This is a genomic window from Microcoleus sp. B5-D4 (assembly GCF_036705145.1).
GTDB lineage: Bacteria > Cyanobacteriota > Cyanobacteriia > Cyanobacteriales > Microcoleaceae > Microcoleus.
Genome location: NZ_JAUBTV010000080.1, coordinates 8129 through 20074, shown reverse-complemented (window position 1 = coordinate 20074; position 11946 = coordinate 8129). Strand labels below are relative to the sequence as shown.

The 11946-nt window shown below is 46.6% G+C and carries 9 protein-coding genes; 6 read left to right on the top strand and 3 right to left on the bottom strand.

Annotation, left to right across the window (positions count from 1 at the left end; translation table 11 throughout):
* Positions 1-33 precede the first annotated feature (33 nt).
* Positions 34-1617, bottom strand: a complete 1584-nt coding sequence (gene serA, locus QUB10_RS27085) for a phosphoglycerate dehydrogenase (RefSeq protein ID WP_333206269.1) — start codon at positions 1615-1617, stop codon at positions 34-36.
* Between the two features lie 669 nt (positions 1618-2286).
* Here serA and QUB10_RS27080 point away from each other — a divergent pair.
* The 5 genes from QUB10_RS27080 (at position 2287) to QUB10_RS27060 (ending at position 9087) form a co-directional block, all read left to right on the top strand.
* On the top strand, positions 2287-2793 hold the full coding sequence (locus QUB10_RS27080) for a hypothetical protein (RefSeq protein ID WP_333206267.1): 507 nt from the start codon (positions 2287-2289) through the stop codon (positions 2791-2793).
* A gap of 81 nt (positions 2794-2874) precedes the next feature.
* Positions 2875-3465: a Uma2 family endonuclease gene (locus QUB10_RS27075; protein ID WP_333206265.1), complete on the top strand. Its 591-nt coding sequence runs from the start codon at positions 2875-2877 to the stop codon at positions 3463-3465.
* Positions 3466-3857: 392 nt separating this feature from the next.
* Complete coding sequence (locus QUB10_RS27070) at positions 3858-7148, top strand: DEAD/DEAH box helicase (protein ID WP_333206263.1); 3291 nt, start codon at positions 3858-3860, stop codon at positions 7146-7148.
* A gap of 96 nt (positions 7149-7244) precedes the next feature.
* Positions 7245-8069 carry an SWIM zinc finger family protein gene (locus tag QUB10_RS27065; protein ID WP_333206262.1) on the top strand — a complete coding sequence of 275 codons (825 nt, stop codon included), beginning with the start codon at positions 7245-7247 and terminating at the stop codon, positions 8067-8069.
* A gap of 238 nt (positions 8070-8307) precedes the next feature.
* Positions 8308-9087 (top strand): photosystem II S4 domain protein, encoded by a 780-nt coding sequence (locus QUB10_RS27060; RefSeq protein ID WP_333057868.1) that lies wholly within the window; start codon positions 8308-8310, stop codon positions 9085-9087.
* 223 nt (positions 9088-9310) lie between these two features.
* Here the strand turns inward: QUB10_RS27060 and QUB10_RS27055 are convergent, their stop codons facing one another.
* Complete coding sequence (locus QUB10_RS27055) at positions 9311-10090, bottom strand: SDR family oxidoreductase (RefSeq protein ID WP_333206260.1); 780 nt, start codon at positions 10088-10090, stop codon at positions 9311-9313.
* Between the two features lie 96 nt (positions 10091-10186).
* Here QUB10_RS27055 and QUB10_RS27050 point away from each other — a divergent pair, with 96 nt between their 5' ends.
* Positions 10187-11527 carry a hypothetical protein gene (locus QUB10_RS27050; RefSeq protein WP_333206258.1) on the top strand — a complete coding sequence of 447 codons (1341 nt, stop codon included), beginning with the start codon at positions 10187-10189 and terminating at the stop codon, positions 11525-11527.
* Between the two features lie 72 nt (positions 11528-11599).
* Here QUB10_RS27050 and QUB10_RS27045 read toward each other — a convergent pair whose 3' ends face one another.
* The gene (locus tag QUB10_RS27045) at positions 11600-11836 is read right to left on the bottom strand and encodes a 2Fe-2S iron-sulfur cluster binding domain-containing protein (RefSeq protein WP_333098507.1); all 237 of its coding nucleotides are present in this window, start codon (positions 11834-11836) and stop codon (positions 11600-11602) included.
* Positions 11837-11946 lie beyond the last annotated feature (110 nt).

Here is an 11946-nt window from a genome sequence, read left to right as displayed (position 1 = left end):
CCCTGGCATCCAAAATCTAAACTCCAAAATCCGTCAAAGATTTACCGTGTAAGCATCCCGAATTCCCGGAACTTTTAGGATCTCAGCCAGTATCCCTTCTGGTAGAGGGTCATCGAGGCTCAAAACCATCACCGCATCGCCTCGCACGATTTTACGGCCTACCTGCATACTGGCAATATTGACATTAAAACTGCCCAATTGGGAACCAATTTTGCCAATAATCCCCGGCATATCGCGGTGCAGGGTAAACAGCATATGGTGAGTGGGGGAAACGTTGACCGGGAAATCGTCAACACTGGTAATCCGAATTTCGCTTTCGCCGAGCACTGCACCTGTCACGGTGTGTTCGCCGAGGGTTCCCTTGGCCGAGAGGTGCAGGGAGCCGGTGTAGTCGCGAATTGAGGCGTCTCTGGTTTCGACGACGCGAATTCCGCGTTCTTTGGCTTCGATGCTGGCGTTGACGTAGTTAACACGCTCTCGCAGGGCTTGGGAGAGCAGGCCTTTGAGGGCGGCAACGACTACGGGCTGGCTTTGGTTGCTGGCCAATTCGCCTTGCAGTTGAACGTTGAGGTAATCGACTCGGCCTCCGGCTAGCTGGCTGACGAGGTTGCCTAGGGTTTCGGCGAGTTGCAAGTAGGGTTTGAGTTTTTCGATCGAGTCTGGGTAAATTCCTGGTATGTTAACAGCCGATCGCGCGGGCAATCCCAACAGTACATCGCGAATTTGTTCAGCCACGTCGATCGCCACATTCACCTGAGCTTCCGCTGTGGATGCTCCCAAGTGGGGTGTCAGCACGATGTTCTGGCCGACACTCCGCAACGGGGAATCGGCTTCGAGGGGTTCGTGTTCGTAAACGTCGATCGCGGCGCCGGCAATCTTGCCTTCTTTTATCGCTTCTGCGAGGGCTGCTTCGTCGATGATGCCGCCTCTGGCGCAGTTTATGATGCGGGCCGTGGGCTTCATTTTCGACAGCACTTCAGCGTTAATTAAGTGCAGGGTTTCCGGCGTTTTGGGGATGTGCAGGGTGATGTAGTCCGATTCGCGCATCAGCAGTTCGAGTTCTACCAAGCGGCAGCCCAACTGATCGGCTCTTTCGGTCGAAATGAAGGGATCGTAGGCCAGCAGTTTCATGCCCATTGCTTTGGCTGCGGCGGCGAGGTGGGAGCCGATTTTGCCCAAACCGACGATGCCGAGGGTTTTTTTGTAAACTTCTACGCCCAGAAAGCGGTTGCGTTCCCATTTACCCCCTTTGACGGATTCGTTAGCTTCCGGGATGTGGCGGGACATCGAGAGCATCATGGCGAGGGCGTGTTCGGCGGCGGCGATCGTGTTGCCTTCGGGGGAATTGACGACTACAATTCCTTTGCGGGTAGCGGCGGGTACATCGACATTATCTACGCCGACGCCGGCTCTGCCGATAATTTTAAGTGAATTCCCGGCTTCTATGATTTCTTTGGTAACTTGGGTGCCAGAACGGATCATTAAAGCGTCGTAATCTGGAATAATTTTTACCAGTTGTTCGGCTGAGAGTCCTGTGTTTACGTCAACTTGCGCGACTTGGGAGAGGATGTCAATTCCGGCTTGGTCGATCGGATCGGATACTAGAACTTTAGGCATAGCAAGCAATTGAGTGCAATAGTAAAAATAGACCGAGCGTTGGCGAGCTCAAAGTTGAGACTTACACTTAGAGCAGTATCTAACAGCTCAGCTCAAGCTTGCCTTTGTGCAGTTTGAATTGTATCTGTATTCGGTCAAGGTCGGCCGTTTTTTGCATGAAATATTTTAGCTTTGCGGGCGATCGGACTTTACGACCCTGTTAAAATCCTCCAACTGCTTAGCTAGTATGTCTTTTCGGTCTACAATAGACTTTGGCTATTCAAGCCTAACTATCAGGAATTGTTTTCTAGTCAGTAACTCAGGGCTAAAGCCACTGAGCTTGTAAGAGCAATCAAAGCAAGCTGTACTGACCAGCCTCAGTCTTAACTGACTACGTTATTTAGGTCATGACACCCTGGGATGCGAAGCTAGTCCCCCGCTCTGTCGCTGGTGGTTAAACAGTTTTAAAGTCACTGAAACAGTGCTGCCAGCCTAACAAGCCTTTATAACATTGGCGAGGCTAACTTTACCCCGCAAGGGAGTTGAGGCAACCATACCTCAAAAAATCGGAGAGGTTGTATTAAATTCCCTCTGTGCCCCGTAAGGGGAATTAAGGCGATTGAAATCGCCTGGTCGTTTTCCACTAGCGGGCTAAAGCCACGCTCGTTTCCCACTTACCGAGTATTTTTTATGAATTATCTTATCGCTGTACTGCCCGATCGAATTCAAGCCGAAGCTGCCTACTGTGCTCTCGAAAAAGAAGGCTTGCCCATGAAGCAAGTGAGTATTTTGGGCCGCGGCTACAAAACTGCTGATGAATTTGGCTTGATCGACCCGAACCAGCAAGCGAAGAAACAAGCTAAACTCATGGCTATTTGGCTGATTCCCTTTGGCTTTATTGCTGGGGTTACTTTCAGCTTGATTACTCAGTTGAAGACTTTTGCCTGGGCGGGGGAAATTGGCGATCACGCGATCGGCGGCGTACTCGGTGCGATCGCCGCTGCGATGGGCAGTGTGTTTGTTGGAGGCGCCGGCGGTATGGCTTTTGGTAGTGGCGATGCTTTGCCCTACCGCAACCGTTTGAATGCCGGTAAATTTTTGATTGCGGTTAAGGGTACTGATGATTTGACTGGGAAAGCTGCGAAGATTTTGCAGCAGTTTAAACCGGAAAATATCCAAGGTTATACAGAGACTTAGTTATTTGTTTGTTAACAGTTGACTGTTGACTGTTGACTGTTGACTGTTGACATTCAACTCGTGTAATATTTGGAGGCAGTTATGGAATCACAAACTATCCCCCTAGATTCTCCCCTAGAATTAACGCTGGAATTAACTGACGAGCAGTTTTTTCAGTTGTGTATTGACAACCGGGATTTAAGATTTGAACGGACTGCTAGTGGAGGATTGATTATTATGCCACCTACGGGTAGCGAAACTGGTAATTTCAACATTGACTTATCCTATCAACTTCAATCTTGGAGCAGACAAAATAAGCATTTGGGAATTGCTTTTGATTCTTCAACTGGATTTAAGCTGCCCGACGGTACAGATATTTCTCCCGATGCTGCTTGGATTCGGCGCGACAGGTGGGATGCTTTAACTGCTGAAGAAAAAAAGAAATTTGCGCCGATTTGTCCCGATTTTGTGGTGGAATTGCGTTCGACTACTGACTCGCTAGAAAAATTGCGGGCTAAAATGAAAGTATATGTGAAAAATGGAGCGAGGTTGGGATGGTTGCTCGATCGCAAAAATAGAAAAGTAGAAATCTCCCGTCAAGGTTCAGATGTGGAAATTTTAGACTCGCCTGCAACTCTGTCCGGTGAAGATGTACTACCCGGTTTTGTGTTGGATTTAACTGATATTTTCTAAATTTGTAATAGACCTCTTGCAAAAATAATTAGGACGGGCAAGATGCCCATCCCACAAAATTTATTTTTTCTTGTGGGATGGGCATATTGCCCGTCCTATCAATTGATGAAAAGGATTTTTTGCAAGAGGTCTAATAAGACTCGGCGGTTGAAACTGCATCTATCAAGTCCAAACCCGCAGAGGGTGGTTAAAGAGGACTCGGCGGTTGAAACCGCGTCTACACAAGCAAAACCCGCCGACGCGGGTTAAATATAGCGCGGTAAAATTACGTTATTCTCTTTAGTCTGCGGATGCGGACATCGTTTGTATAGCAGCGGTTTCAACCGCCGTCTTATCTTTTCCCACTCATTCATGATATGATAGGCTGCCAAAGGTTGCGTTTGGTATAACCTATGAAAATCCTCCACGGGACTTGGATTCCTCAAACAGAAGAGAGTTTTGTTCAAGGTGGAACTTTTTGTCTTTGGGTTGAAACCACTGAAAAGAAAAAACAGCCTGCTAAGGTTCATCCCCGACAATTGGAGACGGCACAGTTAAGAGAGTTTCTAACGAAAGAAGCCGGGATTCAACTGTCAGCAGTCAGCAATACAAGTGCGATGGGGCGAGAATACGCGATCGTCCCTCGGTATTTTTTACTTCCCACTGCCGACAACCAGCCTTTGCCCTCTTTAGAACTTGCGCGATATTTAGAGACAGAGTTACCCGAAACATTTGAGTTGGAGTATTGGGAAGTTGATTGTGTGTCCATCGCCACCCACACTTTGACTAAAGTATTGAACGATCTGCATTTTTTTGCCCTCTACGATTTAGCAGAAGTTCAGTTTGGTTCAGACTTGCTATTTTGGTATCACTACACCCAAAGTTTTAAGCAAATTGTTCTGAAAGATCATTATATTCCGGCGTTGCGCTATCGAGAAACTGCTCCGATCGCGATCGCACCTATCGAAACATCCGAACCCGCTGAGAAAGCCACGCGCGGGCGTAAGAAAGCGGGCGAGACAAAAACCAAAACAACTGCAAAAACTCCAAAAACACCTGCCAAAATTGAACCCAGCTTTGAGATTTATCCGGGATGGGAAATTGTTTCAACACAGTACGAAACTGATTTACAACGCTATGTTGAATGGATGCCTTTAGTTTGTGTGTCCGGTTTTCGGAAGATCCAGCTACAAGATACACCAAAGTTCTACGATCGCGAACGGTTGCTGCGGCATTTTTCCGAGTGTGCGATCGCGGAAATTGTCACTCAAACCCCTATCCCAGCATCGTTTGAAAATAAGATTGCGGATTCTTTACTCCAAATCTGCCTCAACCAAACACGAAAAATCGCGCGAGTAAGCCTTGAACAATACCGGCAATGGCAAACCTGGCGCGATCGCATTACGCGCAATCAATCTGCTGACTCATTCTCCCTCTGCTTTCAACTACAATCCCCCGAAAACCCCGAACAGCCTTGGGTTTTAGAGTTTCAGGTGGCTGCGAAAAAAGACCCATCTCTGCGGCTGCCGTTGCAGGATTATTGGCGATCGCGATCGACTCAACAAAAACAGTTGCAAACACAATTCGGAGACAACTTTGAGCAACATTTGCTGACAAATCTCGGCTACGCTGCCCGCATTTATCCCCAACTTTGGCAAGGGCTAGAAACCGACCAACCTGCTAACATTACCCTCAGCTTAGATGATGCTTTCACCTTTCTCAGCGAGTCCGCTTGGGTATTAGAAGATGCCGGATATAAAGTGATTGTCCCCGCTTGGTGGACGCCGAAGGGACGACAGCGGGCAAAGATTCGCCTGCAAGTCAAAGGGAAGGGCAGCAAAAGCGCTGCAATCAAGGGCAAAGGATTGTTTTCGGCGGATTCCTTGGTGGAATATCAATATGAATTGGCGATCGGGGGTGAACGGGTTAGCGAACAAGAATGGCAGGCGTTAGTAAATAGCAAAACACCGCTGGTGCAGTTCCGAGGACAATGGATGGAACTGGACAAAGATAAAATGCAGGAGATGCTGAGTTTTTGGCAAAAACATCGCGAAGAGAATCCCGATGTCAGCTTGATTGACTTTATGAAGTTGACGGCAGAAGGAGAAGCTAGTGAAGAGTTAGAGGTGGAGCGCGATCGGGCTTTATCGGATATGTTGGAGAAGCTGAACGATAAGAGTCGGTTAGAGTTAATTGCAGATCCGGCAAAGTTTCATGGCAAGTTACGGGATTACCAAAAGCGCGGCGTTTCTTGGTTGAGTTATTTGGAAAGTTTGGGATTAAATGGCTGTCTTGCCGATGATATGGGTTTGGGTAAATCGGCGCAGGTAATTGCTCGATTATTGCAAGAGCGGGAAGTTTTATCTATTACAAAAGAGACAGAAAAAGAGACAGAAAAAGCGATCGCACCTTCGGTTCTACCCACGCTGCTAATTGCGCCCACATCCGTAGTTGGTAACTGGCAAAAGGAAATGGAAAAATTTGCTCCAGAATTGCGATCGCTGATTCACCACGGCCCTCAACGTTTGCAAGATGCCAAAGCATTTAAAGCCGCCGTCCAAGGTTGCGATATGTTGATTACTTCCTTTACCTTGGTGCGAAAAGATGAGAAGCTGTTGAGCAGCGTAGCGTGGCATCGCGTGGTAATTGATGAAGCCCAGAATATTAAAAATCCCAAAGCGGCGCAAACCAAGGCGATTTTAAAGTTACCCGCTACCCATCGACTAGCATTGACGGGAACACCGGTGGAAAATCGATTGCTGGATTTATGGTCAATTTTTAATTTCCTCAATCCCGGATATTTGGGTAAAGAGGCGCAGTTTCGGAAGTTGTTTGAATTACCGATTCAAAAACATGGGAGTCGCACGCAATCTGCAGCGCTCAAAAAATTAGTAGAACCTTTTATCCTGCGCCGTCTGAAAACCGATAAGTCGATTATTCAGGATCTCCCCGACAAAGTGGAGCAAAAGCTCTACTGCAATCTCACCCGCGAGCAAGCTTCGCTTTATGAAGCGATCGTCAAAGAGGTAGAACAAGAAATTGACGCGGCGGAAGGGATGAAGCGCAAGGGGATGATTTTGGCGACACTGCTGAAGCTGAAGCAAATTTGTAACCATCCGCGCCAGTTTTTGCAAGATGAAAGTGAGTTTACACCAGAGCGATCGCACAAACTGGAACGGCTGATCGAGATGATTGAGGAAGTCAAAGCAGAAGGCGAAAGTTTATTGGTATTTACGCAGTTTACAGAACTGGGAAGCGCGTTGGAAAAATATATTAAACAAACGCTACATTACAACACTTACTACATCCACGGGGGAACCAGTCGCGAAAAACGGGAACGGATGATTTCAGAGTTTCAAGATCCAGAGTCTGAACCTTCGGTATTTATTTTGTCACTGAAGGCGGGCGGCGTGGGAATTACGCTGACAAAAGCCAATCACGTGTTCCATTTCGATCGCTGGTGGAATCCGGCGGTGGAAGATCAGGCGACGGATCGGGCGTTTCGGATCGGACAGCAAAAAAATGTGTTTGTGCATAAGTTTGTGGCGATTGGCACTTTGGAAGAAAAGATTGACCAAATGATTGAGGACAAAAAGAAATTGGCAGGGTCAATTATTGGTGCTGATGAGTCGTGGTTGACTGAGTTGGATAATGAGGCATTTAAGAAATTAATTAGGCTCAATAAAAATGCAGTTTTAGATTAGGAGAAACAACATAAGAGAGGGAGAGGGGGAGAGGGGGAGAGAGGGAGAGGATTTTTGATTGTCATCGAAATATACAATTTAAATGCAGAACAGCTTATGTCACAATTTACTCGGACTTGGTGGGGCAATAAATTTATCGATGCGTTAGAAAGATTTACTGATTCTGGGCGACTCGGGCGGGGACGTGCCTATGCACGAAACGGCAAGGTAAAAAGCTTTGGCATGAATGATGGGTTAGTGATGGCACAGGTGAGAGGCTCGGTTAATCCTTATTTTGGGGTTTATAAGGAGCCTCTGTACACAACTCAAATTGAGTTTGAGCCAATTAGTCAGGAAAAGTGGCAAATGGCGATCGCCCAAATGGCATCGAAAGCCAGCTTCCTTTCTCGGCTGCTGCTAAACGAAATGCCCGACAATATTGAAAAGGCTTTTGCACCCCTCGGATTGCACCTTTTACCCAGCAGCCGCGAGGACTTTAAAACCACTTGCTCTTGCCCAGACTATAGCAATCCCTGCAAACATATTGCCGGAGTTTATTATTTGGTGGCGGCCGAATTGGACAAAGATCCATTTTTGCTGTTTGAATTACGGGGGCTTTCTAAGGAAGTGCTGCACCGCGAATTGGCAAAAACGCCTTTGGGCTTGGCGCTTTCTGCCGAGTTAACGGCTGATGCAGCGACCCCTGTGGCGGTGGATTCCTATTACACGCAGGCGATCGCCAGTGAGGCGCAAACGGTCAGCCTGAAAGAGTTTTGGCATGGTGCGAAGCGATTGCCGCAGACGATTGAGGTGGCAGCGCCAAGTGGGGTAAGTGCGATCGTGGTGAAGAAACAGGGAGATTTTCCACAGTTTTGGCACAAGGATGGTTCGTTTATTGAGGCGATGGAAGAACTGTATTTGCGGGTGAAGAAGAATAAGTAGTTGGGTGGACAATTTTGCTGCCATACTCTATCGAGCTCTTGCAAAAACTTAAACTCGAAGACTTCATAGATTTGGTACAATAATCGTGCTCATCATATCAGCTTTACCAGCAACTAAAATCATACGATCGTTATTTGATGATTTTAGACTATAATTAAAGTAGTGCGACTGTTAAAAAAGTAGACTTTTTAGTTACAGCAAGCTTTGGCAATTTCAAATTAGAATCTAAAATTGACTGATGTTACAAAGAGAAGAACTGTTAAAAGGCATCGAAAACCGCGAATGTGTCGCGCGGGCGATCGACCAAGCGGAACAAGCAATTAAAACTTGGGAAGTTACTCTGACTGATTTTCTGTCGCCTCCAGAATTGGCGGACACTCTGACGGTATTTAAGCGCTTAACTGACGTGGAATTAGTGGCTTGGGGCGGCTACCCGCAAGCTGAAAGACAAAGAATTGCGATCGCGCGATCGGATATCCCGATCGACTCTGCTAGCGTTAACGTTGCTGCGGTAGAAATCGCTGGCAATTTCTTGTTCGATACAGCTTCTCACCGCGACTTTTTGGGGGCGATGTTGGGTACGGGAATTGTCCGGGAGAAAACCGGCGATGTGATTGTTTTGGGAGAACGCGGCGCGCAAGCCATTGTCATGCCTGAGATGGTAGAGTATTTGGAGATGAGTTTGCAACAAGTGCGATCGGTTCCTGTACAAACGCGCCGCATTGAGTTGAGCGAACTCAAAATTAGAGAACCCAAAAAGAAAGAAATGACAACGGTTGAAGCATCCATGAGATTGGATGCTGTCGCCTCGGCTGGATTCGCAATGTCTCGCAGCAAAATGGCCGATTTAATTGGCAGCGGTGACGTGCGAGTTAACTGGAAAGACGTTACTCAAGCTAGTTATAATGTCAAGTCGGGAGATTTAATTGCTGTTACGGGCAAGGGAAGATTGGAAATTGGGGAAGTTGCTGTTACCAAGAAGGAACGCTATCGAGTCCAGTTAACTCGATATTTGTAATTCTGGGAATTGGTATAACTCATATTTTGCACCACTGCCAATAAGTTTCCAAAGGCCGGCGGGACGCCCAACCCCTACTCCCCACAATACCTAATTTTTTTAGTGGCACAGGCATCTTGCCTGTTCTCAAACAGGTTCTTGAGAATGGTGCAATATCTCAATTTCAACCGACTTTCGCTATTAGCCCGTAATATCATGTCCGGGCGGCCTTTCCTGCAAAAAATTAACGCCGAAACACCTTTTCTACCAACTTCACCAAAAGTTCTCGCGGCATCAATCGAGGCATATTTACGATGATTTGATTGGGAATTCCTCCTGTGACAACATTAGACTCATTTTTGTCTAAAGCTTTCAAAGCATCTCGCACTACTTCCGCAGCAGGAACGAGTTTTTGTCCGCTGCTGGATGCTAGAGCTTTTGGAAATTCAGCTACTGCAAAAAAGTCCGATTCTGTCGGCCCTGGACAAAGGCACAAAACGCCAATTCCTAAATCTTTGTTTTCCGCCCAAAGCGCCTCGCTGAAACTTAAAACAAAAGCTTTAGTCGCTGCATACATCGACAAGTACGGCATCGGTTGAAAAGCTGCGATCGAGGCAACATTGATAATACTTCCTGATTTTCGCTGCCGCATTCCCTGCAAAAATAAGTGCGAGAGTTCAACTAATGCTACAATATTTAGTTGCACCATTGTTAGTTGTTTGCCAAGCGGGCGATCGGCAAAAGCACCGTAATCGCCAAAACCCGCATTGTTCACCAACAAATCAACCGTCCAACCTTTTTTAACAACCGCGTCAAATACAGCATTTGTGGCTCCTGGTGCGGTCAAATCTTGAACGATAATTTCGACCAAAATATTGAATTCCTGTTGCAGTTGAGCAGCTAGCTGTTGCAATTTGTCTTCGGAACGAGCTACCAAGATTAGATTGTGCTGGCGTTTGGCTAATTCGGCGGCAAAGGCTGCACCAATTCCGCCAGAAGCACCGGTGATTAAAGCAGTGGGCATGAACTTAATTCGGATTATTTGATATAAACTTTATATATTTTAACAATTATTTTGACTGAAACCTGTAAAATAATTAAAAGGGAATAGGTGAGTTTTATGGCGCGTCTTACCGATCGAGCTTTTGAAATTTTGCGGGCAGAAGTTGACAAGTGCGCGGCGGCTGATAGTCTAGGCGGTGATGTCTACCGACGGATGGTACTCAAGCGGTTGGAGAAGTTACGATCGCAAAATGGCACTTTCGCCTCAAAAGAAGAAATCCGCGATACCTTCAAAGACGAATTTCCCAACTTCAGCGAAAAAGCTCTCACAGCAGCCGTCAAAGCCAACCGCCCGCCCGGATTGTTCAGTAAAATCATCTTTGCTGGGAGTTTGTTGGGAAGTGCAGCGGGGATAATTTGGCTGATTAACCTACCTTTTCCCCTGATTCGCTTGCCCGTGGCGAAAACAATGCCGATATTATTGCTGCCGAGTTTTAGGAGTATGGATCACAATTACCGGCAGGCGATCGCCCTTGTGGAACAATCCGATCAACTGGTGAATAAAGCCACTGCTGTCGCTGATTTTGACTTGGGCGAAATTAAAGCAAAAGAGGCTCAAAAACACCTCGACGCCTTACCGGTGTGGTTCCTCGGCTACTATCCACAAACTTACTGCAAATTTTTCCGCTGCCGTTGGCGGTTTACAGTCGATGAATTTGAAGCCGCCCGCAAAAAGGTCGGGCGGATGGAGGCTCAGATTTTCCAGCAAAAAAATGCTTTTACTCAGTTAAATCAAGTCGAACAAACTCTCAACGCGGCGAAACAGCAGTATCAGCAAGCAAAAACGGCTGCGGATAGACAAAAAGCGACGGTAAATTGGCAAAGTGCGATCGACCAACTCAATCAAATTCCCGCCGAAACCCTCGCGGGAGAAACGGCTCAGCAGAAACTCCAAGCTGCAGAGAGAGATTTTAAAGCAATGGGCGGTGTAGCCACCGGATCGGTGCGTGCGGACAACTTAATCGAAGCAGCAAAAGAATTTGCATTAACTGCCGCTGTAGCATCCCAGAAACCGCCTCATTCAGCAGAAACTTGGCAAAAAATCGCAGATTTATGGCAAGCTGCCATTGAGAGACTCAGCCAAATTACATTTGATAATCCGGGCTATCTTGACGCTCAAACAAAATTAGCTGAATATCAAAATAATTTAGGCACTACAAAGATTCGACTGACAGCAGAGAGAGAGTCAGTGGAAGCTTTGAACCAGGCTAAGAGCTTGTTTGCTTCCTTGCAAAATAATGTAAATTCTCCCCGTCAAAATCCCGCTTACGCCCTCGGCCACTTGCAAGAAATTATCAATCAATTAGAATCTGTAAAACCGGGAACAACTGTTTATCCAGAAGCTCAAAAATGGCTGCAATCGGCTCGAAAAAAACAGAAAGAATGGCAAAAAAATTAGTCAGTTGTCAGTTGTCAGTTGTCAGTTGTCAGTCAACCGTCAACCGTCAACCGTCAACCGTCAACTAACAAATTACCAAGTCGGGTCAACATACAGATTAATTGTCACTTGCTTTTTTCCGTAAGGGATGCCGGAAATACAAGCACAAATCGTATCTCCGCCATCAATTTCTACTTCGCAAGCGTGACAAGAACCCATGAGACAGCCGGTAGGAATAGAAACCCCTGCACGTTTAGCTACATCTAGCAAAAGCTCTCCTGGTTCAGCTTCAACTGTCACGTTATCTGGTAAAAAACAAACTTTTGTCATTGAATTTGAACCTCCACTCTAACAAACAACTGTCAACTGTCAACTGTCAACTGTCAACTGTCAACTGTCAACTGTCAACTGTCAACTGTCAACTGTCAACTGTCAACTGT

Excerpts from the sequence above, each read along its gene's own strand:
- serA (WP_333206269.1), bottom strand. The coding sequence starts at position 1,617 with ATGCCTAAAGTTCTAGTATCCGATCCGATCGACCAAGCCGGAATTGAC.
- QUB10_RS27080 (WP_333206267.1), top strand. The coding sequence starts at position 2,287 with ATGAATTATCTTATCGCTGTACTGCCCGATCGAATTCAAGCCGAAGCT.
- QUB10_RS27075 (WP_333206265.1), top strand. The coding sequence starts at position 2,875 with ATGGAATCACAAACTATCCCCCTAGATTCTCCCCTAGAATTAACGCTG.
- QUB10_RS27070 (WP_333206263.1), top strand. The coding sequence starts at position 3,858 with ATGAAAATCCTCCACGGGACTTGGATTCCTCAAACAGAAGAGAGTTTT.
- QUB10_RS27065 (WP_333206262.1), top strand. The coding sequence starts at position 7,245 with ATGTCACAATTTACTCGGACTTGGTGGGGCAATAAATTTATCGATGCG.
- QUB10_RS27060 (WP_333057868.1), top strand. The coding sequence starts at position 8,308 with ATGTTACAAAGAGAAGAACTGTTAAAAGGCATCGAAAACCGCGAATGT.
- QUB10_RS27055 (WP_333206260.1), bottom strand. The coding sequence starts at position 10,090 with ATGCCCACTGCTTTAATCACCGGTGCTTCTGGCGGAATTGGTGCAGCC.
- QUB10_RS27050 (WP_333206258.1), top strand. The coding sequence starts at position 10,187 with ATGGCGCGTCTTACCGATCGAGCTTTTGAAATTTTGCGGGCAGAAGTT.
- QUB10_RS27045 (WP_333098507.1), bottom strand. The coding sequence starts at position 11,836 with ATGACAAAAGTTTGTTTTTTACCAGATAACGTGACAGTTGAAGCTGAA.